The sequence below is a fragment of the Nocardia sp. NPDC047038 genome (assembly GCF_040644075.1).
GTDB classification, from domain to species: domain Bacteria; phylum Actinomycetota; class Actinomycetes; order Mycobacteriales; family Mycobacteriaceae; genus Nocardia; species Nocardia sichangensis.
Genome location: NZ_JBEYVQ010000001.1, coordinates 1,483,013 through 1,509,013 on the forward strand (window position 1 = coordinate 1,483,013; position 26,001 = coordinate 1,509,013).

Annotated in this window: 29 protein-coding genes and 1 pseudogene; 12 read left to right on the forward strand and 18 right to left on the reverse strand. The window is 67.0% G+C overall.

Translation table 11 applies throughout. The annotated features are described in order from the left end of the window. Positions 1–992: 992 nt before the first annotated feature. The 5 genes from ABZ824_RS07095 (at position 993) to ABZ824_RS07115 (ending at position 4,518) form a co-directional block, all read left to right on the forward strand. The gene (locus ABZ824_RS07095) at positions 993–1,478 is read left to right on the forward strand and encodes a DUF4383 domain-containing protein (protein ID WP_356962134.1); all 486 of its coding nucleotides are present in this window, start codon (positions 993–995) and stop codon (positions 1,476–1,478) included. A gap of 338 nt (positions 1,479–1,816) precedes the next feature. Further along, positions 1,817–2,143 carry a hypothetical protein gene (locus ABZ824_RS07100; RefSeq protein WP_356962136.1) on the forward strand — a complete coding sequence of 109 codons (327 nt, stop codon included), beginning with the start codon at positions 1,817–1,819 and terminating at the stop codon, positions 2,141–2,143. A 25-nt stretch (positions 2,144–2,168) separates the two neighbouring features. Next, entirely contained in the window at positions 2,169–3,197 is a 1,029-nt protein-coding gene (locus tag ABZ824_RS07105) for an adenylate/guanylate cyclase domain-containing protein (protein ID WP_356962137.1), read from the forward strand. Positions 3,198–3,420: 223 nt separating this feature from the next. Further along, positions 3,421–3,600, forward strand: coding sequence for a hypothetical protein (locus ABZ824_RS07110; RefSeq protein ID WP_356962139.1), 180 nt, complete (start codon positions 3,421–3,423; stop codon positions 3,598–3,600). 75 nt (positions 3,601–3,675) lie between these two features. Then, positions 3,676–4,518, forward strand: coding sequence for a patatin-like phospholipase family protein (locus ABZ824_RS07115; RefSeq protein WP_356962140.1), 843 nt, complete (start codon positions 3,676–3,678; stop codon positions 4,516–4,518). 88 nt (positions 4,519–4,606) lie between these two features. Here the strand turns inward: ABZ824_RS07115 and ABZ824_RS07120 are convergent, their stop codons facing one another. From ABZ824_RS07120 to ABZ824_RS07130, 3 genes are all read right to left on the reverse strand, one after another. Continuing rightward, entirely contained in the window at positions 4,607–4,768 is a 162-nt protein-coding gene (locus ABZ824_RS07120; protein WP_356962501.1) for a hypothetical protein, read from the reverse strand. A gap of 91 nt (positions 4,769–4,859) precedes the next feature. Then, positions 4,860–5,339: a bacterioferritin gene (gene bfr / locus ABZ824_RS07125; RefSeq protein ID WP_039801806.1), complete on the reverse strand. Its 480-nt coding sequence runs from the start codon at positions 5,337–5,339 to the stop codon at positions 4,860–4,862. Between the two features lie 58 nt (positions 5,340–5,397). Beyond that, positions 5,398–5,589: a (2Fe-2S)-binding protein gene (locus ABZ824_RS07130; RefSeq protein WP_355080904.1), complete on the reverse strand. Its 192-nt coding sequence runs from the start codon at positions 5,587–5,589 to the stop codon at positions 5,398–5,400. Positions 5,590–6,001: 412 nt separating this feature from the next. Here ABZ824_RS07130 and ABZ824_RS07135 point away from each other — a divergent pair, with 412 nt between their 5' ends. Next, positions 6,002–6,388, forward strand: a complete 387-nt coding sequence (locus tag ABZ824_RS07135) for a hypothetical protein (RefSeq protein ID WP_356962141.1) — start codon at positions 6,002–6,004, stop codon at positions 6,386–6,388. Between the two features lie 123 nt (positions 6,389–6,511). On the opposite strand, the gene ABZ824_RS07140 is transcribed toward ABZ824_RS07135, so the two are convergent. Continuing rightward, entirely contained in the window at positions 6,512–7,975 is a 1,464-nt protein-coding gene (locus ABZ824_RS07140; protein ID WP_356962143.1) for a DUF6345 domain-containing protein, read from the reverse strand. A 347-nt stretch (positions 7,976–8,322) separates the two neighbouring features. On the opposite strand from ABZ824_RS07140, the gene ABZ824_RS07145 reads away from it, so the two are divergent. Continuing rightward, positions 8,323–9,918: a GMC oxidoreductase gene (locus tag ABZ824_RS07145; protein WP_355080901.1), complete on the forward strand. Its 1,596-nt coding sequence runs from the start codon at positions 8,323–8,325 to the stop codon at positions 9,916–9,918. A gap of 27 nt (positions 9,919–9,945) precedes the next feature. Here ABZ824_RS07145 and ABZ824_RS07150 read toward each other — a convergent pair whose 3' ends face one another. From ABZ824_RS07150 to ABZ824_RS07160, 3 genes are all read right to left on the reverse strand, one after another. Then, a complete protein-coding gene (locus tag ABZ824_RS07150) occupies positions 9,946–10,203 on the reverse strand; it encodes a cold shock domain-containing protein (protein ID WP_356962144.1) in 258 nt (85 codons plus the stop codon). Between the two features lie 23 nt (positions 10,204–10,226). After that, positions 10,227–10,385: a hypothetical protein gene (locus ABZ824_RS07155; protein ID WP_356962146.1), complete on the reverse strand. Its 159-nt coding sequence runs from the start codon at positions 10,383–10,385 to the stop codon at positions 10,227–10,229. Between the two features lie 206 nt (positions 10,386–10,591). Beyond that, positions 10,592–11,011 carry an HSP20 family small heat-shock protein gene (locus ABZ824_RS07160; protein WP_355080895.1) on the reverse strand — a complete coding sequence of 140 codons (420 nt, stop codon included), beginning with the start codon at positions 11,009–11,011 and terminating at the stop codon, positions 10,592–10,594. A gap of 145 nt (positions 11,012–11,156) precedes the next feature. Here ABZ824_RS07160 and ABZ824_RS07165 point away from each other — a divergent pair, with 145 nt between their 5' ends. Then, positions 11,157–11,534 (forward strand): MerR family transcriptional regulator, encoded by a 378-nt coding sequence (locus ABZ824_RS07165; protein ID WP_356962148.1) that lies wholly within the window; start codon positions 11,157–11,159, stop codon positions 11,532–11,534. An 8-nt stretch (positions 11,535–11,542) separates the two neighbouring features. On the opposite strand, the gene ABZ824_RS07170 is transcribed toward ABZ824_RS07165, so the two are convergent. The 7 genes from ABZ824_RS07170 to ABZ824_RS07200 form a co-directional block, all read right to left on the reverse strand. Beyond that, positions 11,543–11,962 carry an ATP-binding protein gene (locus ABZ824_RS07170; protein WP_356962150.1) on the reverse strand — a complete coding sequence of 140 codons (420 nt, stop codon included), beginning with the start codon at positions 11,960–11,962 and terminating at the stop codon, positions 11,543–11,545. Positions 11,963–12,247: 285 nt separating this feature from the next. Next, positions 12,248–12,694, reverse strand: coding sequence for a response regulator (locus ABZ824_RS07175; protein WP_355080889.1), 447 nt, complete (start codon positions 12,692–12,694; stop codon positions 12,248–12,250). Beyond that, entirely contained in the window at positions 12,691–14,310 is a 1,620-nt protein-coding gene (locus ABZ824_RS07180) for a CHASE3 domain-containing protein (protein WP_356962152.1), read from the reverse strand. Before ABZ824_RS07180 ends, ABZ824_RS07175 begins: the two co-directional genes overlap by 4 nt. 2 nt (positions 14,311–14,312) lie before the next feature. Next, complete coding sequence (locus ABZ824_RS07185) at positions 14,313–15,512, reverse strand: SpoIIE family protein phosphatase (RefSeq protein WP_356962486.1); 1,200 nt, start codon at positions 15,510–15,512, stop codon at positions 14,313–14,315. A 278-nt stretch (positions 15,513–15,790) separates the two neighbouring features. Beyond that, the gene (locus ABZ824_RS07190; RefSeq protein ID WP_356962153.1) at positions 15,791–15,955 is read right to left on the reverse strand and encodes a hypothetical protein; all 165 of its coding nucleotides are present in this window, start codon (positions 15,953–15,955) and stop codon (positions 15,791–15,793) included. Between the two features lie 161 nt (positions 15,956–16,116). After that, positions 16,117–17,166, reverse strand: a complete 1,050-nt coding sequence (locus tag ABZ824_RS07195) for a fused (3R)-hydroxyacyl-ACP dehydratase subunits HadA/HadB (RefSeq protein WP_356962155.1) — start codon at positions 17,164–17,166, stop codon at positions 16,117–16,119. 113 nt (positions 17,167–17,279) lie between these two features. Continuing rightward, positions 17,280–17,609 carry a DUF732 domain-containing protein gene (locus ABZ824_RS07200; RefSeq protein ID WP_356962157.1) on the reverse strand — a complete coding sequence of 110 codons (330 nt, stop codon included), beginning with the start codon at positions 17,607–17,609 and terminating at the stop codon, positions 17,280–17,282. A 372-nt stretch (positions 17,610–17,981) separates the two neighbouring features. Between ABZ824_RS07200 and ABZ824_RS07205 the strand changes: the two genes are divergently transcribed. After that, the gene (locus ABZ824_RS07205; RefSeq protein ID WP_356962159.1) at positions 17,982–19,502 is read left to right on the forward strand and encodes a catalase; all 1,521 of its coding nucleotides are present in this window, start codon (positions 17,982–17,984) and stop codon (positions 19,500–19,502) included. 567 nt (positions 19,503–20,069) lie between these two features. Here ABZ824_RS07205 and ABZ824_RS07210 read toward each other — a convergent pair. Next, positions 20,070–20,210 (reverse strand): annotated as a pseudogene (locus tag ABZ824_RS07210) (hypothetical protein); the annotation flags it as partial. A 285-nt stretch (positions 20,211–20,495) separates the two neighbouring features. After that, positions 20,496–21,863: a hypothetical protein gene (locus ABZ824_RS07215; RefSeq protein WP_356962160.1), complete on the reverse strand. Its 1,368-nt coding sequence runs from the start codon at positions 21,861–21,863 to the stop codon at positions 20,496–20,498. A gap of 112 nt (positions 21,864–21,975) precedes the next feature. Here ABZ824_RS07215 and ABZ824_RS07220 point away from each other — a divergent pair, with 112 nt between their 5' ends. After that, a complete protein-coding gene (locus ABZ824_RS07220) occupies positions 21,976–22,878 on the forward strand; it encodes a helix-turn-helix transcriptional regulator (RefSeq protein WP_356962161.1) in 903 nt (300 codons plus the stop codon). Positions 22,879–23,073: 195 nt separating this feature from the next. On the opposite strand, the gene ABZ824_RS07225 is transcribed toward ABZ824_RS07220, so the two are convergent. Beyond that, entirely contained in the window at positions 23,074–23,244 is a 171-nt protein-coding gene (locus ABZ824_RS07225; protein WP_356962163.1) for a hypothetical protein, read from the reverse strand. A 914-nt stretch (positions 23,245–24,158) separates the two neighbouring features. Then, the gene (locus ABZ824_RS07230) at positions 24,159–24,548 is read right to left on the reverse strand and encodes a helix-turn-helix domain-containing protein (RefSeq protein ID WP_356962165.1); all 390 of its coding nucleotides are present in this window, start codon (positions 24,546–24,548) and stop codon (positions 24,159–24,161) included. Positions 24,549–24,637: 89 nt separating this feature from the next. Between ABZ824_RS07230 and ABZ824_RS07235 the strand changes: the two genes are divergently transcribed. Continuing rightward, complete coding sequence (locus tag ABZ824_RS07235) at positions 24,638–25,456, forward strand: NAD(P)H-binding protein (protein WP_356962166.1); 819 nt, start codon at positions 24,638–24,640, stop codon at positions 25,454–25,456. Beyond that, positions 25,423–25,851, forward strand: a complete 429-nt coding sequence (locus ABZ824_RS07240) for a PPOX class F420-dependent oxidoreductase (protein WP_356962167.1) — start codon at positions 25,423–25,425, stop codon at positions 25,849–25,851. The genes ABZ824_RS07235 and ABZ824_RS07240 overlap by 34 nt, the downstream gene beginning before the upstream one ends. Positions 25,852–26,001 lie beyond the last annotated feature (150 nt).

Genomic DNA, 26,001 nt, shown 5'->3' on the forward strand with positions numbered 1-26,001 from the left:
ACGCCTCCAACCGCCTGCTTGCCCTGGACAACCGTGCCTCGGATCGTGAATCGGCAGCAATGGACTCGATCAGCGTGATCGGAAATTGCGGGGACGACGATGCTTCCCGGCAAAAGTTCGGCGGTGGTGCGGACAATCTTGCCGCCGGTGCGATCCCGATCCGGGGGAAGGCTACGACCGCGCCTTCGTGCGAACAGAATGCGCCCGAGAGATTCCGAGTATGCCGCTGATGACGGAAGGTGCTAGAGCGAGCAATGCGGCCGCAAACGCGCCTCCGGCGACAGCGGCCGGCGCATCGTCGCTACCGCGCCCGTGCACTCGTCCGGGTATCCCTCTTGCGGGCCGGACGTCGCGTTCACCGTGTGCGCGGCCACTCGCCTTGGTTCGGCACGGTGGACTCCGAGGGCACCGACACGGGAACCGGCGTAGCGGCGGCCGAGCGGCGACGCCCCCGCGGATCCCATGCCATCGCCGACGCCGCTCCTCCCAGCAGAACGACCACGATCATCGTCACAACACACCAGACCAACACGGTCCTTGCCTCCCTGGCATCACCATCCGGTTGACAGACTGCGTCGGCTTACCAAGGCGGACAGTTGTTTTCGAGTCGCCGACAGTATTCACCGACCGGATGGCGCGCGCGAGTCCGCGGTGCGGCGCCGATGCCTCCGCAATCGTGTCCGAAAGCCGCGACCTATCCCGCGGCGAACGGAATAAGCAGCGCGAACGCCGATGCTTTCGCCGCCGTGGCTTTCGGTGCGCCGATCGGAGGAGATGCGAATCACGAAAGTGCCTCTGTCGCGCGGTATGTGGGTGGCGTCTCAGCACGACCATGTCTCGCTCGTTCGTCGCGATGAGCGGTGCGCGGACTCGGCCGCTCGCTGCGGGGCGATGTCGTCCCGCCGGGCTGGGCTGTCGTTGTTTGCCTCGTTGTCGCCCGGGTAGCACGGTGGGGACGGAGGTCCACCCACACCGAAAGGGCTGGTTCGGCGATGTCCAATTCCACACCGGGCGCGACAACGGATCGGCGGTCTCCTCTTCAGGTCGCCGCCATGGCGGTGGGAGCCGCGTTCCTCCTGGTCGGGATCCTGGGGTTCATTCCGGGGATCACGACCGATTACGGCGAACTCGATTGGGCGGGACATCACTCGCAGGCCCAGTTGCTCGGTCTGTTCAGCGTGTCGGTGCTGCACAACGCGGTCCATCTGGCTTTCGGCCTCGCCGGAGTGCTGGCCGCCCGCACGGCTCCGTCGGCGCGCGCGTTCCTCCTCGGCGGCGGTGCCCTCTATCTCGTGCTGTGGCTGTACGGACTCGTCGTGAACCCCGGCAGCGACGCGAACTTCGTGCCGCTCGATACGGCCGACAATTGGCTGCATTTCGTGCTCGGCGCGGGCATGATCACCCTCGGTGCGGTCTTGGCTCGGCGGCCCGTGACCCAGGCGCCCGGCGCGGGCAGGCAGACCGGAATTCTGGAATAGCCGACGCATCGGCCGCGTCGTCCATGGGAATGGACCGCCGGTTCGAAGGCTGTGTCCCGACACCACCCCGTGTCCGGTCTGTTACCGAAAAGTGTTGTGTTTCAACGAATCCCATCGCCAGGCGGCGCAACCGGCGCAGCTCGGCCTGCGGCGGTACGCTCGGTGCGGGCGATGCCGGAAAGTCGCTTTGTCGAACGCCTCACATGTTGACATCGACTGCTGTTGACAACATATGATGTCAATAACTTGCTCAGCCTGCAATTCGATGCGCCGACACCGCGCGAGTCGCAGGAGTGCAGGCGCTTCGACTACTTCGGCAACGCGGCAAGGGAGTACCGATGAGGGCCAAACCACCCGCACTGGGATATCTCCGCAAGGACGTCTCGGGTGTGTCCCAGGATTGGGACGAAGCGCAGATGCGGAGTCTGGCAAAACGCCTGGGTTACGAGTTGTGTAAGACGGTGACCTTCGGCGCCGGCACCGACGCACCGATGGATCGCCTCGTCGACGTCGTCCGCACCTTCGGCGTCGACGCCGTGATCGCACCGGGTCTGCACCACTTCGGCAATGCGGTGCCGGGCGAACTCGTCGAGGTTTGCGACCTGATCACCGTGACGCCCCAGCAGACGTACTCCCGTTCGGCGCTGTCGCGAATCTGGGCATGAATCGTCGAGCGCCGGTCGCCGCCGCATGTGCTGTACTGGCGGGGTGATCGAATCCGGTGCGGTGACCGACGTGGTCGACGCTGTGGTCGAGCAGTCGTTGCTCGGCGGCCCACGACGGTACACGCGCGCCCAGGTGGCCGAGCTTTCCGGAGTGTCTGTCGAACGTGCCAAGAAGCTGTGGGTTGCGCTCGGCTTCCCCGCCACGGCGAGTGACGACGACGTGGTGTTCACCGATGCCGACATCGCCGCGGTGCGCCACTTCACCGCGATGGACCCGGTCGCGGGGGCGAGCGAGCAGAGTCAGATCGCCGCCGCCCGCAGTGTCGGTCAGGCGATGGCGCGACTGGCCGAGTGGCAGGCGGATCTGATCGCCCGTGAGATCGGCAGCCGCATCGCCGCCGAAGGCGGGCAGTCGATGTCCGAATCGAACCGCCAGGCCACTGCCCGGACCATCGCGGTGCTCACCGATCTGCAGCAGTACGCGTGGCAACGACATCTCGCCGCGGCGCTGAGCCGCTCACTCGAATCCGATGGCGCTACACGCCAACTGCTCGTCGGCTTCGCCGATATGGTCGGCTACACCCGGCTCTCCCGTCACCTCGACCTCGACGAGTTGACGGATCTGCTGGAGACATTCGAGACCACCACCACCGAAGCGGTCACCGCCCACGGCGGCTGGGTGATCAAGAACGTGGGCGACGAGGTGATGTTCGCCGCCGAGAATGCCCGCGACGGTGCGCGAATCGCCCTGGCGATGCACGCGGCGGTCGCCCGAGCGGCGCAAACCGTCCCGGAAATGCCCCAGATCCGGGTGGGCCTGGCGTACGGGCCCGTCCTCACCCGCTTCGGCGACCTCTACGGCACGGTGGTCAACGTCGCCGCTCGGCTCACCGGCGTGGCCCGCCCTGGGACCGTCCTCCTCGACGACGGCGCCGCCGCGGCTCTGGATGACGACGACCGATTCCTCTTGCGCCATCTGCGCAGCGTGCGGGTCAAGGGATTCTCACGGTTGCGTTCCCACGTGTTGCGAGAGCGGCAGCGCAAACAAAGCTGACCGGCTGCCAGTCGTGCCCCGTGGCGTGGAGCTTCGATGAAAAGAACTGTCGCCGCACTCGCGCTCTCGGGGTCGCCGGGATTCCGGTGCCGGCCTTCGTGGCGGTCGCCGGTTCGGGCCCGGCTCAGGCGACGCCGCGGGATTGCGTCGTCGAGCGGGATCTGTTCAGCGCTTCGGCGGTCTGCCAACCCGACGAGCTCGAGGGAGCCGAATACGTCTTGCCGTGGAATGCGTAGGCATCTACAACTCGGGGCCGTTCCCGCTGTACGCGGTCGGTTCCTACGTCCAGCTCAGTTATCCCTTCACGCCGAACGGGCAGCATACGACGACAGGGTGCATGAACTGGGGTCCCGGTCTCGTCGGGGTGGTCGGCAACGCCGTCGTGGAGATCTATCACCGTTGAGAGATCGCGAGCCAGGTCGACGAGTCGGCCGAATGAGCAAGCGGTCGGCCGGGTCGGTGCGGATAGGCTGGCGTCATGTCGGAGACGGTGTCATCCAAGGGTTTCTCGGTCGCGCTGGTGCTGGGCGGGGGTGGTCCGGTCGGTCTGACTTGGTTGGCGGGACTGGCCACGGGGCTGCGGGACAACGGGATCGACTTGACGCTGGCCGACCGGTTCGTGGGGACCTCCGCCGGCTCGGTGGTCGGTGCGGTCCTGGCCGACGGTGGCGATCCGGCGCGCTTGTTGCGGCCGCCGTCCACGTCGGCGGCGCCGGTGCGGGCGGATCCGGCGCGAATCGCGGAGATATTCGCCGTGCTGCGCGCCCCCGGCCAGGATCCGGCCCAGGCGCGCCGCCGGGCGGGGGAGCTGGCGCTGGCCGCGCAGGCCGGTGATCCGGACGAGCACATCTCGCGCATCGGCGGGCTGGCCGGTGTGGCGCAGTGGCCGGCGCGCGATCTCGTCGTGACCGCGATCGACATCACCACCGGTGAATTGCGGGCATGGACCAAGGACGGCGCGGCGTCGTTGCCCGAAGCGCTGGCGTCCAGCACGGCGGTGCCCGGTGTCTTCCCGCCGGTCCCGATCGACGGCCGCCACTACTTCGACGGCGGGTTGCGCTCGCCGGTCAACGCGGACCTGGCCGCGGGCGCGGATGTCGTGGTGATCCTCGAACCCTTGGCGCACATGTTCCCGCGCATCCCCAGCGATCGCGAGTTGGGCTCGGCGACAGAGGTTTCCATTGTCCCCGACGAGGAAGGCGTCGCCGCGTTCGGAATCGACGTGTTCGACTCGGCGGCGCTTGCTCCCGCGTATGCGGCGGGCGTGCGCCAGTCTGCCGATGCCGCGCTGCTGCTGAAGGACGTCTGGCCCGAAGGCTGACCGAGCCGTGGCGACCGTCGGCCGGTCGGCCGGGCGTGTCCCGTCGCTACACGTCCGGCGCCGCTGTGGTCGTCGGCCTCATCCCGCACTACGTCCCGGTCTCGTCCGTCGCGTACCCGAGGATGCCCTCGATCTCCAAGTGGTCGTGGAAACCGAATTCACCCCATTCCCGGTCGTTTCCGCTCTTGCGATAGCCGCCGAAGGGCGCATGGAAGTCGAAGGCGTCGTCGATGGTTCGCCCGCGGAGCACCGGAGGCGGCCGGCCCGGCGATACGCCTCGGCGTGACGAGCGCCGGAGCGTAACGCCGGTCGGCCGCTCCGAGGCGCACCGCGAGGGCAGATCAGTCGTCCGGAGTCTCGGTGAAGCGCTGGAGGTACAGCGGCTCGCCGAGTTTCTCCACCAGATCGAGTTCGGTTTCCAGGTAGTCGACGTGCTGTTCTTCGTCTTCCAGGATCTGCTCGAAGATACGAGCGGAGGTGACGTCGCCGCGTGAACGCATCAACTCGATGCCACGGCGCAGCCGTTCGACCGCCTCCATCTCGATCTGCAGATCGGCCCGCAGCTGCTCGGGCACGCTCTGCCCGATGCGCAGCGGGTTGAGCTTCTGGTAGTTCGGCAGGCCCTCCAGGAAGAGGATCCGGTCGGTGAGGATCTCGGCATGTTTCATCTCATCGATGGACTCGTGCCGGGTGTGCCGGGCCAGCTTGGTAAAGCCCCAGTTCTCCTGCATCTTGGCGTGCAGGAAGTACTGGTTGATCGCCGTGAGTTCGGCCGTCAGCTGCTCGTTGAGCAGCGCAACGATGTCCTTGTCGCCGTCCATAGCAGCGATCGTGGCACAAAATGCGCGCAGCTGCGGACAGACCGCCTGGTGTGTCGGCTCAGGCGGCCGAGGGTTGCGCTCCGGTGGATGCCCGCGCGCGGCCGATCACCTCGGCCAACCGCGCCGTGCAGCTGCCGCAACCGGGCTTCCATCCGCAGGCGTTCTTCACCTGGCGGATGCTGTCGGCGCCCGCCGAAACGCAGGTGTGCACGTCACCTTCGGACACCGCGTTACAGATGCAGACATACATGAAGCCTCACAACCAGGTCACTTTATCGCTGAGGTTAGCCTCGACTAACGAGGTAAGCCTCCCCTAATGTATAGCAGCTCGGAGCGGCGGTGTGAAGTCCGGTGCCGACGCGAGTCGCGGCGCATCGGATAGGGGCGCTAGCCGGCCAGCCGCTTCGCGGCCAGCTGCCGCAACTCGCTGGACTTGATCTCGGCGCTGCCGGTGAGCGCGATGTCCTCCACCCGGATCGCCCGGCGGACGTTGGCCAAACGCGGCGCCGACTAAGCAATGGTGCGCAAATTATTGGACGCCGCGCTGACGGTGATCAGCGCGGCCGGTACCACCGGACGTCCACGGGTAACGGACGTCGTGGCCGCCGCCGGGCTGTCCAACGGACGCGTTCTATCGGCACATCCCGTCCAAGGGCGCGCTGGTGGCCGCCCTGCTGGAGGACGGAGCGGAGCGGTTGACCGGCTGTGTGGCCCACTCGATGGCCAAGGAAGGCGACCCGCGTGCGCGCGTCGGGCGCTGGGTCGCGGCGATCCTGGCGCAGGCCGAAGAGCGGACCGCGGCCGCGACACTGGCCGTGCTCTGGACCGCCGCTGGGCCGGGCCTGGGGTTGACGGCCGGACCTGATGTGGTGGACACCGCGCCTGCCGGGCCACTGCGCGACACGCTCGCGGAGTTGGTAAGCGCTGCAACGGATTCCGACGCGACGCTCACGCGATCACCGGCACGCTCGCCGAGCGGTTGCGCCGACGCGGCGAGCCCGCTCCCGGCGACGTCGAGCGCATCACGGCCTTCTGCCTGCGCGCTCTGACTCCGCCGGGTCCGGGATGAATCCGCGCCTGTCGACGTAGGTGAGGGTGGGCGGTTCGTTCTGGTCGACAAACCATCCAGGGCTGAGACCCGGAATGCGCGGGAAGAGGGCGCCGGGCCCGGCTCAGACGGTGATCTCGACGACGTCGCGGATCCGGAAGCGGTCACCGGAGGTGATCTCGACCGCCTGCCGGGCGACCACGATCGCGGCGTCGCGATCGAAGCGGTAGCCGACCTCGAGCGAATCGGGCACGACGCTCGAGCGCGCTCCGTCGCGCAGGCATTCGGCCCGCGCGCTGGTCGCCGCGTCCAGAGCCGCCATGGCGTCGAAATCGTCGCCCGATGGCGGGCGGGTCTCGTCGGCGCCCGCGATCGGGACTGTCGTGTCCGATATCGAGCAGAGCCGACCGGCCGGGTCGAGCGTCACGCTCAGTTGACCATCGCCGCCTGCCACCGCGGCGACGCCGTCGTAGACCTGGCGGTAGTGCAGGGTGTACTCGGCCACCGATGCCGCTACCTCATCACCGTCGCGGCTGCCACCGCCGTGGAAGGTGGCCGACATGCCGGCCAACGCCAGGTCGTGGCCGAGGTCGAGCTGCCGGACCGCGCGATCGGCGATAGCCCGAACCTCCTGTGGTGCGATGCTGTCGGCAGTGCGGTCCGGCTCGGCGTAGAACACGTGGTACGCGCCGTCCGGATGCATGACCAGTCGCGGCTCGAATTCGACCGGGGCAGAATATTCCTCGGCTGTGGGTGACGCAGGCTCGGCGAGCACGGCCCGCAGACCGAACCGTTCGGCGAGTTCGGCGGCGGTATCCGCGTCGGCGCGACGGCGCGACAAGCGCAGCGCCCGCGGCCGGCGAGGAACGTGAAGGCCGAGGTCGACCTCGATGGGGACTTGGCCAGCCCATCGCCACCAGTACCAATTGTCCGACACCGGCTCGCCGAAGAAGAGACGCTCGTTCCACAGCCGGTCCTGTGCCTCCCGGTCGGTGGCGCCACATGCCGCCGAGGACACCCGGTGATCGTTGTGGAAGATCGACAGCGCCGCGTCCTGCCAGGCCTGGCTGAACGACTTGCCGGTGTTCCACTCCTTGAAGAACCGCGTTCCCTGCTGATCGGTGTCGAAGGTGAGGCTGTCGAACCCGAACAGCATCCGTGCGCCCAGGTTCGGCGTATGCCAGGTGCGAAATGGGCTGTGCCCGTCGTGCATTCGCAACGACTCGCATCCGTGGAGGAACAAGTAGCGCAACCGCTGGTCACCGAAACTCATTCGATCCGACCACGCGTAGATGGTGTCGTCCCAGGTCCGGCCCATCGCGGTGAGGAACACGCCGTCGTCCATGGTCGTGCTGTGCGCGTAGTGATAGAAGACCTTCACCGAGTCCATGCCGAGACGACCCTGCCAGTTGTCGTACTCCTTGTCATAGCGCCATTCCCGGACGTCGTCGTCCTTGGCGTGGAAATTGATCGTGTTGAACTTCGCGACGTAGTCGAGGAAGCCGTTGACGCAGGCGTGCGGGTGACTCAGTGGGGCGTCCTGCGGGTAGACCTGAACCGACGCGCCGGCGTAGATGTTGTCTGACATGGCTGAATGGTCGCGGGCGTCGGCCATCGGAGCACGGGTAGCCGACTACTCGATTCGCGCGGGTCATCGGCCGTTTTCGACCTGGTTGAACGGAACGTCGCGATTACACCGAGTTCTCCGCGTACGTCGAGGACCGCAGGAGGAACCCGATATCCAGCGGTACCTGCGCGAGGACCGCAGCCGCATCCGGAACTTCATCGAGCACCCGACCACCTCCGAAGCGATTGTGACCTCTGCTACAGATCATGCCACTACCGGACATGCATGTCCGGTTATATTACTGTCCCGTAGCGGCCATGGTGTGCCGCGCGAGATCCGAGCTCGCGTCTGATCTTCGAGGGTGTGTGATGTCAGCAATTTCGCGCCGGTCACTGTTGACCGGAGCAGCCGCGGCGGGCGGTCTCGTGGTCGCCTCCCGCTACGCGAACACGACGAGTCCGATCGCCGCGCGGGTGAACAGCGTTCCGCTCACCCGCGAGGAGCATCGGGTGGTCGTCATCGGATCGGGGTTCGGCGGTGGCGTCACCGCCCTGCGCCTGGCCGAGGCCGGAGTTCGGGTCCTGGTGCTCGAACGTGGTCTGCGCTGGCAGACGGGCCCGAACGCGGAGACCTTCCCGCGCGCTTCGGCGCTGGACAAGCGGGTGCTCTGGTACAAGTCCAGCCCCGTATTGTTCGGCAAGCCGATGGTCTTCGAGCCGTACACCGGACTCGTCGAGGCGGTGCCCGGTACCAATATGACCGCGCTGTGCGCGGCGGGCGTGGGCGGGGGATCGCTGGTCTATCAAGGGATGTCCCTGCAACCGACGCGGGAGGTGTTCGATACCCACTTCCCCGAGGACTTGGACTGGGCGACGATGGATAGGGTGCACTATCCGCGGGTGGCACGCATGCTCGGCTTGGCCGTCGCCCCGGACGAGTTGATCGCCAGTCCCAACTACGCGGCCGCGCGGGCCTTCGCCGACCGTGTGCGCCGCGCCGGGCTTCCGCTGGCGAAGATCCCGATGCCCATCGACTGGAACTTCGCCCTGGCCGAACTGCGGGGCGAGATGAAGCCCTCCTACACCAACGGCGATGGCGCCATGGGGGTGAACAACGGCGGCAAGCATTCGGTCGACGTCACCTACATCGCCGCCGCCGAGGCGACCGGCCTGGTGACGGTCGAGCCGCTGCACCAGGTCACCGATGTCGAGCGTGCCGCCGACGGCAAGTGGATCGTCCACGTCGAGCGCCTGGACACCAGCGGCGCCGTACTGGAGAACAAGATCATCACCGCCGGTGCGCTGGTGCTGGCTGCCGGAAGCCTCAACACCACAAGACTGCTGGTGCGCGCCTCGGCGAAAGGCCTGATCCCCGATATGCCCGACGGACTCGGCCAAGGCTGGGGCACCAACGCCGACCGCATCTACCTGTGGACCGATCCGACCGCGAGTTTCGGTGCGGAGCAGGGGGGTCCAGTGGTCTACGGCAGCAAGAACTGGTCCGACCCGCACTCCGCTCACACCCTGATCCAGGCGTCCATCCCGCCCATGGGCGCCGATGCCAACAGCACCATGATGGTCGGGTACGGCGTTAGCGACGGTCGTGGGCACTTCGTCTACGACGCGGCCCGCGACGACGCGATTCTGCAGTGGCCGCAGGACGGTGACAGCTACATCCAGGACAACTACATCGGTCCCGCGGCCCACCGGATCGCCGGTCCGGCGGGCATTCTCACCGACACCAACCTGCTGTTCCCGTCGACCTGGCACCCCTTGGGTGGTGCGAGTATGGGAGCCGTCTGTGATCTGGAGGGCCGGGTGCACGGCCAGCGGGGCCTGTACGTGCTCGACGGTGCTCTTATGCCCGGGAACACCGCGGCGTGCAACCCGTCGATGACGATTGCCGCTGTTGCCGAGCGCGCTTTGGACACCTTGGTGGCCGATGACGTCGGCACGGTCATCTGACCGTTGCCGCCGGGCCCAGGGCCGTGGTCAAGCGTCGGGCAGCACCGGGCGCACCGCCGTGGCCTCGGGGCCGCGCTTGCGCATGGCGGCGGTGAACACCACTGGCTGACCCGCGTACAGCGCTTTGTATCCCGTGGTCTCGATGCTGGTGTACTCGACGAAAACCGGCGTGGGATCGTCTTCGGGCTGTAGAAACCCGAAGCCCTTCTCGATGTTGAACCAGACCACCGTGCCGCGGCGCCAGTATTCCGCCGCGGCACGGGGGCGGTAGGGCTGTTCGGTCACGAAAGTCAAGGATAGAGGCCGGATCACGCGGCGCTGCGGCGCACCGGATCGGAATGCATGATCCGCCGCCACCAAGCGTCCAGCGGACTGGGGTCGGGCCAGACGATCGCGGCGTCGGAGGAAATCCCGGCTCCGGCCTCGGTCGCGGTGAGCATGGGGTCGGGTGGATCGGTGGCTGCCATAATCGGATGCTCCATCAAGTACGCTCCGTTCGCACGAAACCGCGTGTGCGACAACATCTTCCATATTTCGGCGAGAGGCGGGCCCGGTATTCCGGGCCCGCCCGAAAAAGCGGGAATGACACTCTTCGCAGATTTGATTCCGACATCACTGGCTGCGACATCACCTCGCTTTCGGTTGTGCGGGAATCTGCGGTCTACGCGGCTTCTCAGACGTCGATCGCCTTGTGTCCGTTACCGCGGCCGATTTCGATCTTGCGTGGCTTGGCCTTCTCTGCCACGGGAATCGTGAGGCGGAGAACGCCGTCGGTGTAGTCGGCGCGAATCTTGTCGGTGTCGAGGTTCTCGCCCAGGAACAGTTGACGGCTGAATACGCCGCGAGAGCGTTCCGCGGCGATCATCTCCCGGCCCGAGTCCAGTTCGGGACGACGCGCGCGTACCGTCACCACATTGCGCTCGATGTCCAGGTCCAGGGATTCGGGATCGATACCGGGCAGGTCGAACTCCACGACGAACTCCTCGCCGGCGCGCCAGGCATCCATCGGCATCACCGCGGGGTGCGCCTTCGTGCCGAACACCTGCTGCGTCAGACGGTCCAGATCGCGGAACGGATCGGTGCGCATCAGCATGGTCGCCACCTCCAACTCACTCCATTCTCCATAGTAGGGACCAGATAACCTCTGTTGTCTGGCATAGATTTTTTGTACCACCAGAGAAAGTTGAGCGCAAGGCGCTAAACTAGGAAATCTGTCGGCCGAAGTGAAGTGAGGATGGATGGCGCAGGAGAGGGGCGACTCGGTGCATCTGCCGGATCCCGACCAAGCGGTGTACGGGATTTCGGTCGCTGCCGAACTGGCTGGAATCGGGGTGCAGACGCTCCGGCTCTACGAGCGTCACGGATTGCTGACCCCTGCGCGCAGCGACGGGGGCACCCGCCGCTACAGCGGCGACGATCTGGCCCGGCTGCGGCGAATCACCGACTTGGTCGCCACGGGAGCTAACCTGGCCGGCATCCGCCGCATCCTCGACTTGGAGGACGCGAACGCCGACCTGCACGCGGACAACGACCGGCTGCACGCGGACAACGACCGGTTGCAGGCCGACAACGTCCGTCTGCGAGACGCGCGGAACCATCCGCCCGGTGGCGCGTAGGTTCGGGACTATGCCGAAAAGGGTGTGCGCAGATCGACCACCGTGCCGGTATCGCCGGCGGTCACGGTGACCTCTGGAATGAGTGCGCGGATCAGTGGCATGCCCCGACCCCGCAGCGAATCGGCTTGCGGATCAGGTTGTTTCCATCGGCCGCTGTCGGAAATGGTCACCCGGAGTTCGTCGCCGTCGACCGACGCGCGCAAGCGGACCACGCCGCCGTCGCCTTCATGGCCGTGCTCGACGGCGTTGGTACACGCCTCACCGACGGCGAGCAGCACGTCGTAGGCCGGGGCCGCGGCCATGCCGCACTGGGTGAGCCAATCCTGCAAGGTATGCCGGACGGTAGCCAATTGCACCGCTTCGGCGGGGAAGTCCAGCTCCAGTGGCGTCACGGCGTTGGGTAGGGGAACCCGCTCGCCCGCGCTCACGAGCGCGTACCAGCCGCCGGGATCGCAGTGGGTCTGTCGCGGCCCGGTTTTCCCGTCGCCGTGCCTTGCCGATAGCGTCGATGCGCCGTCACCTCGTTACCTCCCTATCGGGGATCGGTGCGCTGTACTCGCCACGCCGAGCACGTGGACCGCCGTCGAGCTCGGCTGTCGTGTTCGCCGTGGATGTGCCGTTCTCCCCGAAGCTATACCCAGTTGATCATTCCCCAAGCAGGGCCGCGGTCCCGTCGGTCAGAACCACCGGCACGGGCACCGCGGCGAACGCCATCACAGCATTTGGCGCGGCAGCCGGACGACCTGGACGAAGAACTCGTCGATCTGTTTGATGGCGGCGACGAACTGGTCGAGGTCCACCGGCTTGGTGACGTACGCGTTCGCGTGCAGCCGGTAACTGCGCAGAATGTCCTCCTCGGCCGCGGAGGTGGTGAGCACGACCACCGGGATGTGCGACAGATCAGGGTCGGCTTTGATCTTCTCCAGCACCTGCCTGCCGTCGTACTTGGGCAGGTTCAGGTCGAGCAGGATCAGATCAGGCCGCGGAGCGTCGGCGTGCCGTCCCTGGCGATAGAGGAATTCGAGCGCCTCCTCGCCGTCCCTGGCGACGTGCAAGGTGTTGCCGATCTTGTTGTCCTCGAAGGCTTCTCGCGTCATCAGCTCGTCGCCCGGGTCGTCTTCCACGAGCAGGATGTCGATGGGCTGGCCGGGATCGGTCATGCGGTGGCTCCTTCAGGGGCGGGTACGTCGGCGGCGCGGACGGTGAGGTCGGCTTCGGCGGTGCGCAGGGTGAAGTAGAAGCGGGCGCCCGCGGTGTACTCGGTGTCGATCCAGATCCGGCCGCCGTGATACTCCACGATCTTCTTGCAGACAGCCAGCCCGATACCGGTTCCGCTGTACTCCTCACGATTGTGCAGCCGCTGGAAGATGACGAACACCTTCTCGGCGAATTCGGGCGCGATACCGATGCCGTTGTCCGAGATCGACAGCAGCCAGCCACTGCCGTTCTCGGCCGGTTCGCAGGTGATCTCGATCCGCGGTGCGCGGTCGGGCTCGCGGAACTTGATGGCGTTGGCGATCAGGTTCTGCCACAGCATGGTCAGCAGCGTCGGATCGCCGATGATCTCGGGCAGCTCGTCGGGCCGCTGGATGCTCGCGGCGGTGTCGTCGATCACCGCGGAGAGATTGGTCAGGGCCTTGTCCAGGGACGGGCCGAGGCCGGTGGGTTCGGTGCGGTCGGTGACGCGGCCGACGCGGGAGAAGGTGAGCAGGTCGTTGATCAGCACCTGCATCCGCTTGGCGCCGTCGACGGCGAAGTCGATGTACTGCTTGCCGCGCTCGTCGAGTTTGTCGCCGTAGCGCTTCTCCAGCAACTGGCAGAACGACGCCACCTTGCGCAGCGGCTCCTGCAGATCGTGCGAGGCGACATAGGCGAATTGCTCCAGCTCGGCGTTGGACCGGCGCAGTTCCACGGCCTGCAGGTCCAGATCCGTCTTCTGCTCCGCGAGCACCGCTTCCTTGGTTCGGGAGGAATCCAGCTCGGCGACGATGCGGCGGCGCATGCTCTCCACCGCGTTCGCGACGGTCGCCAGGTCGCCGGGGCCGGGGGCGTCGATGTGATGATCGAAGTCGCCGCCCGCGACCCGCAGCGACGCATCCGTCAAGGACCCGAGGGGACGGACGATCAAGCGCCGGATCAGCACGGTCAACAGGACACCGGTCAGCAGGAACGCCACGACCATCCCGGCCAGCACGGCGTCCCGGACCGCGCGAGTGTGGGTCAGCTCGTCTTCGTCGTGCGCGATGGCCGCCGCGAGACTGCTGTTCTGGGCGTCGAAACGTGTCCGGAGGTCGTCGAACAGCGGTTTACCGCGGACCGGCGTGGTGGGGTCGGTGCCGAGGGGTGATCCAGAGGCCAACCCCGCGACCAGCGGCTCCGCGTACTCGTCGCGCCACCGCTGTGCGGCCTGCTCCACGGCGTCGAGCTCGTCGAGCAGCGGCTGTCGATCGGCCAGCAGCTCGCGCAGGCGGGTCGCCGAGTGCGCCTCGTCCCGGGTGCCGTCCCGGTAGGGCTGGAGGAACTGCGGGTCGGCGGTGATCCGGTAGCCGCGCAGACCGGTCTCCTGGTCGACCAGGGCACTCTGTAACCGGTAGGCTTCGGCCGCCGCAGGCAACGTCTTGGCGATGAGCCGATCGGTCACGCGGTTGGTCTGCGCGATCACCTGGGCGCCTGCCACGGTGCCGATGATCACCACCAGCACCATCGCGGCCAGTACCAGTTGGAACCAGGCCTGGGCGGTCAATCGTGCGCTGAGCGGCGCTCGACCGGTCGTCATCGTCATCGCTCCTGTCCTTGCCCGTCGCCGTTCCATGCCAGATACAGAATGGCGACATCGTCGTCCAATCCGCCGGACGCACCCGCCAGCGCCTCAACGCGACCGATCAGCTCGTCGACGAACCAGTCGGGATCCGCGGCTCGCACGGCGCGTGCGACCTCCATCAGCCCTTGCTCACCGAGTCGTTCCCGGTCGGTCCCGGCGTGCCCTTCGAACAGGCCGTCGGTGAACACCATCAGCCCGGAGCCCGGCGGCAGCTCCAGATCGTGGACGGGCCACTCGGCACGACCGGGCAGAAAGCCGAGGGCGGGCCCGCCGGGGACCTCGACCCAGGTCAATCCGGAAGCCGAGCGCAGCAGCATCCCCGGGTGCCCGGCCCGCAGCACCTGGGCGCGGCGGTCGCCGGGATGCAACACCAGGCTCGTGACCGTCGCGAAAGTCTGCTTGCCGGTGCGTTCGGCCAGCAACACTTGCTCGAGCAGCCGCAGTTGCCGGGCGCCGGTGACGCCGCTCAGCACCAGGGTGCGCCAGGCCAGGCGCAGGGCCACGCCGGTCGCCGCCTCGTCCGGGCCGTGGCCCGACACGTCACCGATGACGGCGTGCACCGTGCCGTCCGCGTCCTGCACGACGTCGTAGAAATCGCCGCCGAGCAGTGAATGGGCCCGGCCGGGACGGTAGCGCGCCACGATGTCGACGACCCGCTGTCCCCGCAACAGCGGGGTGGGCAGCAGGCCGCGCTCCAGCCGCGCGTTCTCCTGCGCGCGCATATTGCTCGCCTGCAGGGCCGCGCTGGTGCGCTCGGCCTGCTTGCGCTGGATCGCGTACCGCACGGCGCGCCCGAACAGCTCCGGCTCGACCCGGCCTTTGACCAGATAGTCCTGGGCTCCCGCCGCGACCGCGGCCAACCCGGTCTGCTCCTGATCGAGCCCGGTCATCACCACGATCGCGACCTGGTCGGTGTGCCTGCGGATGCGCTCCACCGCCTCGAGCCCCTTTGCATCGGGCAGATGCAGGTCCAGCAGCACACAGTCGGGCTCGGCGGAGGCGAGGTGCTCGGCGGCCTCCGCCAGCGACCGGACCCAGTCCAGTCGCAGGCCCGGCGCGCCGTCCACGACCAGTTCCTCCACCAGCAGCGCATCCCCCGGATCGTCCTCGATCAAGAGCACCGAAGGTTGCTGCCACGGCCAATCCGCGCCGACCATCACCTCGGGATCGTCGTCTGTCCCGTCACGCCGCACGGACACCGCCGGTCGTGGGTCCGGTTGCGACGGAACGACTGACAGCACTGATGCCGTCGTCGGCGAACACCGACAACCCGGCCTCCGATCCCCAAGGGCGGCACCAGCGCACGCCTACTGTCTCTGCGGCCGTTTGCTGGACCGAGAGGCAGGCAAGATCGTATCCGATCCGCTACCCGACCGAGACATGACGGTGTTCACCTGGGCGGAAGCGGAGGCTGGGTGCGAAGGGAGCCGGAAGATCAGACCATGGTGCCCGTCAGTCGTGCGGTGCTCTGCTCGTCGTCCCTGGTCGCGCCGTCGCGGCGCGGGGAGCGGACTTCCGCCAAGCTGCGTGCGACGACCGTGGCATGGACCGCGATGACGGCAAGGGAAGCCGAGCCGATCACAGCAAGAAGCACAACCACGACAGATACCGGTCCTTTCGGGTGCGAGCGGGCCGGTTGCCCGCTCGATCGAGTGCCGAGTTCGCGTCCACCGATCCCGGCGGGCGCGTGCTCCGCCTCCAACGTGCCCGCGTCGCTCCGGACCAAACACACCGATGCGGCGGCGCGAACGGGTCGCGCGATCACGCGAGGACGACCTCGGCCGTCGCGCGACCGAAGATCTTGTGGCCGTCGTGCTCGGCGGTGATCGCGACGGTGGCGGTGCGCGTGTCCGCGTCCAGGTGTTTCACCCGGCCCGAGAACTCGATCCGGCCTCCGGTCGCGCCGACGTGCACCGGATTGGTCAGCCGGACGTTGTAGGAGCGCAGGGCCCCGGGGTCGCCCAGCCACGAAGTGAGCAAATCCACACTGAGCCCGATGGTGAACATGCCCTGCGCGACAACCGTTCCCATTCCCATCTTGGCCGCCGCCTCGGTGCTCCAATGGATGGGGTTCGGGTCGCCCGCCACTCCGGCGTAATTGACCAGATCGCCTTGGCTGACCGTGAGTGTGCGTGGGGGAAGTTCCGCTCCCGGACACACCGCTTCGAACCGCCGTCCCCGCGGGTTCGCCGATGTGACGGGCGTCTCGCGGGCGGGCTCGCTGCCGTTCCCCACGCGGCGCGGGTCGGGGACACGGCGCTGCTGCCGGGCCTCCGGGCGTACTCCGTGCATCACCACAGCGTCCAACCAGTCAGGCAAGGCCTCGTCGGCCCGCCCGACCAAGCTGGTCCGAGACGTGAGGACCGGCCGATCATCCTGGTCCAGAATGGTCTGGCGCAGGACGATGAGGTCGCCGCCGAACGCGTGCCGGAACGAGTCCAGGGACATCTCGAAACAGATCCGGTCGCCGGCCAGGAGCGGACGGTGGAATTCGATCATCTGGTCGGTCTGGATGGTCCGGCTCAGGTCGTAGCCGGGCAGGATCGTGTCGAACACCTCGGCATAGGCGAGATACCCGGGCACCGCGCCGAAGGTCGGCGGAGCGACCAGGTTGCCGTAGCCGAGGTCGGCAGCGGCGTCCTCCGACCAGTGCGCCGGGTGCTGATTGCGCACCGCGCGGGCGTACTCACGGATCTTCTCGCGGGCGACCTCGTAGTGATCGCTGCTGCGATACCGGCGCCCGACCATAGCGGCGGGCACCGCGGCGTCGGCCGCGTCGTTCGCACTCGATGTAGCAGGGATTCTGGACATCGCGGGGGAATCTACCCAAGGAGAGCCGAATTTCCGGTCAGCCCGCATCGCACGCCGTTTCGCGACCGGAGACGTCCGCGGACCGGGTCGCCTCGCTCGCCGATCGTGGCGGTTCAGCACAGATTCCGCTCGGCGGCCACCACCACGGCGGCGGCCTCGTCCACCGATTGGTGCGCGCTCACCCGCACGACGATGTCGGCTTCGGGCGTTCCCGCCGCCAATTCCCGGCACACCGCGTAGCCCAGATCGAGCAGCGCCGCGGTCACGCCGTCGCCCGCGGTCCGCACCCCGAGCCGCTGTAGATCGGCGAAATAGCCTTTGGTGGCACCGCGCGGCGCGTGCGCCCGCGCTTCGGCGACGATGAACGCCGCCGCGACCACGGAGACGGACAACGTACAGACGACCAGCACCCCGCACAGCGCGAGCTTCATTTCGTTTCCCATCGAAAGAATTTGTGGTCGGACGGAATTCGGCATGCGACAGCCGACGCAGCCTAGCCGGGCGCCGGTCGCCTCGCGAAAGAGCCCCCGTGCCGGTCGTGCGCGTACCGATCGCGCGCCGCCGGTGGCGCGGCCCCGGTCGCTCGTCGTCGCGGAAGGCCTGGTCAGCGCTAGTTTGAGCAGTGGTCCCCTGGGAAGTCGATCGACAGGACCGACGGGACGGGTATCGGCCTTCGGCCGGCCGCGGCGGCGATGCCGTTCGTCGAGCGCGGGAGCCTACCCGCAAACCCCGTCGCGGTCGTGAAGCGATCGCGCCGCTCGTCTCTGCGGTCTCGTCGCCGGCCTCCTGCCCGCGGCTCGTAGGAGAGGAGAGAGATGTCTGGCCCGAACTACACCACCGATGACGCCGGGATCCCGGTCCCCAGCGACGAGCATTCACTGACCGTCGGCCCGGATGGGCCGATCTTGCTGCAGGACTGGTATCTGATCGAGAAGATGGCGGCGTTCAATCGGGAACGGGTGCCCGAGCGCCAGCCGCACGCGAAGGGCGGCGGCGCGTTCGGCGTCTTCGAGGTCACCCACGACGTGAGTGCCTACACCATGGCCGAGGTTTTCCAACCGGGGAAGAAGACGGAGATGCTGGCCCGCTTCTCCACCGTCGCTGGAGAGCGCGGCAGCCCCGACACCTGGCGCGATCCGCGCGGGTTCGCGCTGAAGTTCTACACCGAGCAGGGCAACTTCGACATGGTCGCCAACAACACGCCGATCTTCTTCGTGCGCGACCCGATGAAGTTCCAGGACTTCATCCGTTCCCAGAAGCGCCGCGCCGACAACAATCTGCGCGACCACGACATGCAATGGGACTTCTGGACGCTGTCGCCGGAATCCGCGCACCAGGTGACCTGGTTGATGGGTGACCGCGGTATCCCGCGCACGTGGCGGCACATGAACGGATACTCCAGCCACACCTACATGTGGGTGAACGCCTCCGGGGAACGGTTCTGGGTCAAGTACCACTTCAAGACCGATCAAGGTATCGAGTTCTTCACCCAGGACGAAGGCGATCAGATGGCGGCGATGGACACCGACTATCACACCCGCGATCTGTGGGAATCCATCGAAGGCGGCGATTTCCCGAGTTGGACGTTGAAGATGCAGATCATGCCGTTCGACGAGGCGAAGTCATACCGGTTCAACCCCTTCGACCTGACCAAGGTCTGGCCGCACGGCGACTATCCGCTGATCGACGTCGGCAAGATGACGCTCGACCGCAATCCGGCGGATTACCATACCGAGATCGAGCAGGCGGCGTTCGAGCCGAGCAGTTCGGTACCCGGCACCGGGCCGAGCCCGGACAAGATGCTGATGGCCCGCTGGTTCTCCTACCCCGACGCGCACCGGCACCGCATCGGCGCCAATTACAAAGAGCTCCCGGTCAATACGCCGCACGCCACCACCGTCCGCTCGTACAGCAAGGACGGTGCGCTGCGTCACCACAACCCGGGCGATCCGGTGTACGTGCCGAACTCGAAGGGCGGCCCGCACGCCGATCCCGCCGTCGCTGGTCCGCCCGCGACGTGGCACACCGACGGCGAACTCGTGCGCTCGGCCTACACGCTGCACCGGGACGACGACGATTGGGGCCAGGCGGGCACCATGGTCCGCGACGTGCTCGACGACGCGGCACGGCAGCGGCTGGTGGACAACATCGTCGGGCACCTGCTGAACGGCGTCAGCGCGCCGGTGCTGGACCGGGCATTCGAGTACTGGCGCAATGTCGACAAGAATCTCGGCGACCGGGTCGAGGCCGGGGTGCGCGCGAAACAGGACGAACTCGACCCCAAGGCGGCCGGGCAAGCAAATCCGGCTCGCTCGTCGGCGCAAGCGAAAGCCTGACGGACGCCAACAAGCGGCCGGTGCCGACCGGCCGCTTGTTCGTTGTCTTTTCGTGATCATTTCGTCGTGTGTCCCGCGCCAGCTCTTCGAATGTGTGCGGGAGCATGACTCTCCGGATCCAGTGGACCGCAACCACCGTGGTGTTTCGAACGAATTCGAGGCTCGGTGACGTCCCCGTGGTACCGGATGGGTCGTACCGGGCCGGCCGACGCAGATCGGAGGACCGCATCATGGCGTCTGACGCCGATATTCGACCTGATCAACGCGCACAACATAGTTCGTGGGCCGCCCGGACGATCGCCGCGGTATGTGCGGCCGCGGCAGCCGTGCTTCCCGCCGCTCCCGCCGTGGCGGAGCCGTCGTCCGTCGGCGAACCCGATCTCCCGCTGGAGGTTCCCATTCCCGGTGGATTCCGGGGTTTCTCCGAAATCCTGCGATTCGTTCCGCCCGCGCCGCCGGTGCCGCAGATGCCGCTCGGTCGACCTGTGCCACACCACGGCGGGATATCGGCGCCGCATCAGGACGGTCGTTCGCTGCCACACCACGGCGGCGCGACCGGTCACACGGCGAAGGGATAGGTTCGGGCAGTTCCCCGGCTTCCCATCGGGAGGTACCGTCGAGCGGTTCCAGTGCGCGGGGCTCCTCGATGTGAATCAGCGCGTCGAACCGGTGGGCGATCCGTACTCGGAAGTAGTGACTGCGCCGCTCGGCTCGCGGCCTGTGGCGACGTCGGTGTGGGCGTGGTCGCGCACACGATTCGGTCTCCAAGGCGCGACCCACTTCCTGGCACGTGGACTCGGAGCATCGGGCACGGCCACCACGATTCGCGTCGGACCCGGTCGCCGCACCGCTCCGGCGCGGCGCGCATATTCGCGCCGGTAGCGACGTCGTCGACCAGGGGCATGGTCGTGCCCGCTACGTATCGCCCAATGGGTGCTGTCGGACGTAGTGCGTCTTCAACCCGCACATGGCCGGACGAAGGCGGAGGTACGCCTAACTCGGTTCCATGCGCCCATGTCGAGCCGTCGACGCCCTGGACATCGCGGGTCGCATCGCCGCCATGTCGGCCGGAGCGCGGCGCGGCACGCGGGCTCTTCGCCTCGGAAGAGCGCGGAGAGCGAGTCCGATCCCGCAGCCGACCGCGATGGCGAACGCCGCCCATTCCGAGCCCGACACCACGGTGACCGGGCCCCAATCGTGCAGATGGTGCGGCGACACCATCGTCCAGTCGAACGACTCGGTGCGGGTGGGCGCCACGGTCGAGGGGCGCCACAGGATGGCGATCGCCAGAATGCTGCCCGCCGTTCGTGGCTGGATGCAGACCGCGCAATACCCCGCGACGACGGCGAGCGCGGCCGTGACCACGTTGCGCGTGCCACCTGGTGGGGCAACAGAGGCGAACAGCGCGACGGCCGCGAGCGAACCGGCGCCTATCCGGGGATTCGAGGGTCGGATTCGGGTTCCGACCAGATACCCGAGCAGGATCAGGCCCAGCAGGAGCGGCACGCTCCATATCGGTCGCGGACCGTTGCCCACCGCGCTGCCTGTGGCGCTGAGCCCGACCGCGAGGTAGATCGCGATCCCGTCCCGGCGCGGTAGCAGCCAGGCGGCGAGGGTCGTGGCCAGCAGCGTGCACAGTGCCGTCACGATCAGCGCGAGACTGCCGTCGCCGTGACGGAAGCGCCACTCCGCGACGGCCAATTCGGTCAGCACGAGCACGATCGCGGCGATGACCGGGCTGAGCGGCAGTTCCGGATAGATCGGTTCCGGCGTGAAGCGGTGCCGGGTGACCACCTGGCACGTCAGGATGAGCCCGGCGACCGCCGCCAGCAACCACAGAGGTTGCGTTTCCAACACCGACCACACGTGTGGCTCGGCGGTCGCCCGATGCGGGTTGCCCAGCAGCCCCGACGCCTGCGAGAGCGTGATGACCACGAAGCAGCCGACAGCGCCGAGTACCAAGCCCGTCGCGGGCACGCGGCGGCCGAGTACGGCCACGCCCGTCGCGCCGAGCAGGATGCCGCTGCCGATCGCGTCGAGGTTGGCGGTGGTCGTCAGGACGTCGGGCGAGGCACTGTTCGCTTCGACCGTGTGTGTGACGAACAACAGCGATGTCGCCGCCAGCGCGATCCACCACGCGGTACGCGCCCGGGCCAGGCTGACCGCGACCACCGCGGTGACCGCCGCGACCAGCACACCGATCGCTGCCTCCCGCGGCACGCTCAACACCAATCGATTCACCTGATAGGGCGTGCAATGACAGGTCCTGCCGAAGCTGAGCGGCACGACCAGCAACAACCCGGCCACCGCGGCGGCCAGGAACGCGGTGACGCCTTCGAGTGCTTCACGCCATCGCACCACTTCACAGTCGTACCCAGCCGGGACGAACCGAACATCACCGGCGCCGCGCCGCGCTGAAACTGGTACCAGCAACACCTGGATACTTGTGTCCCGGTACGGGATGATCTCTGGAATGACCGAAGTCGTCGACGTGCGAGCAGTGCGCAAGGCGCGGCGCGCGGAACTAGGAGCCTTCCTCAAATCCCGGCGAGCGCGTATCGCACCCGAGGATGTCGGCATCCCCACCGGAACGCGTCGACGTACACCGGGGCTCCGTCGCGAAGAAGTCGCCCAATTATCAGGAATCGGCGTGACCTGGTATACGTGGCTGGAACAGGGGCGCAGCATCAATGTGAGTGTGCAGGTGTTGAACGCGGTGGCCCGGACGTTGTCGTTGGATGCGGCGGAGAAGGCGCATTTGTATCGGTTGGCGGATGTGCCGACGGTGCCTTCAGTGGAATCCGGATCGGCGTTACCCGAGGAGTTGCAGGTGATCTTGGATCATCTGGAGCCGTTGCCGGGTGTGGTGTTGAGTGCGAGGTATGACGTGTTGGCGCACAACAGTTCTTATGAGGCGTTGTGCCCAGGCTTTCTGGCGGCCGAGCGGAATGTGGCGCGTCGGGTGTTCCTGACTCCGGAGTGCTGCAACGCGTATCGCCATAATTGGGATGATCTGCGGCGGATGGTGGGGTATCTGCGGGGTGCGTATGCGAAGAACCTTGGTGATCCGGGGTGGGAGGAGTTCATTTCGGAGTTGTGTGGGGAGAGTGAGAGTTTCGCGTCGTTGTGGGCGTTGAATGATGTGGCGGTGCCGGTGAGTCGGACGAAGGCGGTGCGGAATTTGGCGGTGGGGGAGTTGGAGATGTTCTTGACGAGTATGTCGTTGCCGTCGGTGCCGAATGCGTGGATGCAGGTGTATACGCCGACCGATGAGGTGGCGTGGGGGAAGTTGCGGGCGTTGTTGGCGATGAGTCCTGAGGAGCGGTCGCGTCCGTGGGCGGAGCATCGGGAGTTGTATCACGCTGCGGCGGGGTGAGGGCCATGATTGATTCGGTGCCGCCAGCGATGATTGCCGCGCGTGGGCGCACCGGATGGCTTGGCTCGCCGGTGGACTGAGGTCGGCGGGACCGCGGACGGTCCCACGGGTTCGGACTTGTTTCGCCATGCTCGGTTAGAGGAAGCGTGACGCCTCGAGAAGTGTGGCGGAATTGTGGGCCGGTCGTCTGAGACTTCAGGTTTCTGGCTCGTCGGTGTGGTCTGTGGCGTAGCCGCCTTGCCACCATCGGCGCAGCACGGCGAGTTGACGCTCGGAGAGTGGACCGGAAAGCCGTTGGTGGACGTCGTTGATGTAGGCGAGTTCCTCGTCGGTCCATTCCTGTGAGTGACCGTTGTTCTCATCCATGTCAGGCCGCCTGGGGGAGCTGCTGGTGAGAGGCCTGGGCCGCGGGAAAAGGGCGGACCGTGCAAGCGGCTTGTGTTGGAACGGTCGAGGCGGATGCTAGGAACCATCCACCGGCTACCGCGATACGGGTATGAAACAGCATGGAGTCACCTCTGTCGTGACCCGTCTGCTGATTCTCCCGACATCGATTGAGGCGCACACGCGTCTCTTGCGCTAGTGGCGTGGTCAAGTGGATGTGCGAGTCCGGATCGGTGAGACGGCCCGACCGGTCATTGGCCAGCTGCTTCCACCGGGTGAGTGTGATGGCGTACGCGCCGAGTAATGGTTCTACTCGCTGGCGTACCTGTTGGCGGAACGGTGCGTTTGGCCGAAGTTGAGCCGCGCCAACGGTTCACGCCGTCCAGATTGGTCACATCAGCAAGTCCGCGTGCGCCGCCAGTGAAGTCACCCGGTTCAACGCGCCGTAGCCCAGCGGACTCTTCGGGTCGATCGAGTTGGGTGGGGCAACGACGGCACACGCTTTCCTGGCGACAAATGCCGTGGGTAGTGATGGTCGGCGCTGCCGGGAGCACCCACAAATGCCGCTTCGCGACTCGCGCGGATGTTCGTGGTCTGGCCGGGCAGCAGTGGGCTGGTGGCCTGTCCCCGGTGGATGAGACCGCCCGGATTTGGAGTCCTGTTGGCCCTGTGAGGGCCAGAGGGGACACTGAGAACCATGGCAGGACGTAAGCGGCATTCCGCGGAAGAGATCGTGCGGAAGCTGCGCCGTGCTGACCCGACCAAGGTGCAGTAGTCGTCACAATTCAGTGCCGCGGCGCGGATTTTAGTCACGCAGCCGACTGGGGTGTAGATGGCGGAGACGGTGTTATGTGGCGAGTGGATCCAGCCCGAATCCGGCGCTGCGGGCCTTCGGATCAATTTCGAGGGTGAAGCTTTCGATTGCTGGCGTCGTAGGCCTGTCGGGCCTGTTCGACCTTGTCGAGGTTGACCGACCATTCGGCGAGTGTCGCGAACAGCGGCGCGAGACTGCGTCCCAGGTCGCTGATCTCGTACTCCACTCTCGGTGGGACCCCGGGGTGGAAGGTGCGCACGACCAGACCATCGCGTTCCAGCTGCCGTAGCCGCTGAGTCAGCACCTTGGGTGAGATCGTGGTGATGCGGCGGTCCAGTTCTACGAAGCGGTGCCGCCCGAATTCGTTGAGCGTCCACAAGATCGGCGTGGTCCACCGACTGAAGACGATGTCGACCACCGGGGCGATCGGGCAGGCTAACTCCGGGGGAACTTCCGCTGTGGTCTCGATCACGTAAGCCCGTACTTTCCTCTAGGTACCTACTTGCTTCTCGATAGTACCGTCGCGGGGTCAGAACTGCAGACTCGCGACAGGAGACCGAAATGATCGTGGTGACCGGAGCAACTGGGAACGTCGGGCGGCCGCTCGTGCGGGCCTTGGCCGAGGCCGGGGAGAAAGTGACCTCCGTGTCGCGGATGGTGACCGAGGCGCCGGCGGGTGTCCGGTTCCATCAGGCCGACCTGGCAGAGCCGCAGAGCCTCGGCCCAGCCCTCCACGGCGCCGAAGCGCTGTTCCTGTTGACCTCTCCCGGCTTCATGGCCAACGGCGACATCGGCGCTGTCGTCGACATCGTGCGGTCGGTCGGCGTCCGCCGAGTGGTGCTGCTGTCCTCCCACGGCGTCGGCACCGGACGCCACGCCTCGCACCTAGAAGACGCAGTGAAACAATCAGATCTGGAATGGACGATGCTGCGGCCGGGCAACTTCCACTCCAACGCATTCCAGTGGGCCGACACGGTCCGCACCCAACGAATGGTCGCGGCGCCGTTCGGTGACGTCGCAGTGCCGGCCATCGACCCGGCCGACATCGCCGAGGTCGCCGCCGTCGCACTGCGCGAACCCGGCCACGGCGGCGCGATCTACACGTTGACCGGACCGGAACCGATCTCACCCCGGCAACAGACCGCCGCAATCGGGGACGCCCTGGGCGAGCCGGTGCAGTTCGTCGAATTGAGCCAGGCAGAGGCGAAAGCCCGGATGTTGGAATACCTGCCCGAACCGGTCGTGGACGCCACCCTCGGCGCCCTCGGCACACCATCCGCCGACGAACAGCGCGTCTACCCCGATGTAGAGCAACTCCTTGGTCGGCCGCCTCACACCTTCACCGAATGGGCGGCCCGCAACATCGCGGCGTTCAGGTGACTCTCCAGAACCATTTGTCGGCCTCGGCTCAGGACTTCTTGGCCAAGCCGCTCCTTGCCACGCTGTCTACCATCCGGCCGGACGGCTCGCTCCATGCTGTGCCGGTTCGGTTTACGTGGGATGACGACATGAGGCTGGCCAGGGTAATGACGGTCGCCTCGTCGCGCAAGGCCCGCAACCTGGCGGCCAACCCTGGCAGCCGCGTCGCGCTGTGCCAGGTGGCCGACTTTCGCTGGATCACCCTAGAAGGTACTGCAACTGTGTCCGACGATCCACGCGAGGTGGCCGACGGCGTATCCCGCTACACCAGGCGCTATCTGTCTCCGCCGCCCGATCCGCCTGGGCGGGTCGTCGTCACGATCGCGGTGGACAGCGTCATGGCCCTAAATATTTGACGTTCGAATCTGAACGCGGAGAAAGTGCATGCCACCGCGCTGACGCGTCCAGGGATTGTTGCGATGGAGTCGCGGAGGGCGGCCAAACGCTGAGCGTGTGGCAGTGCGGCCAAGGCTGTCGGATCGAGTCGATTCGGGGAACTCATCGCC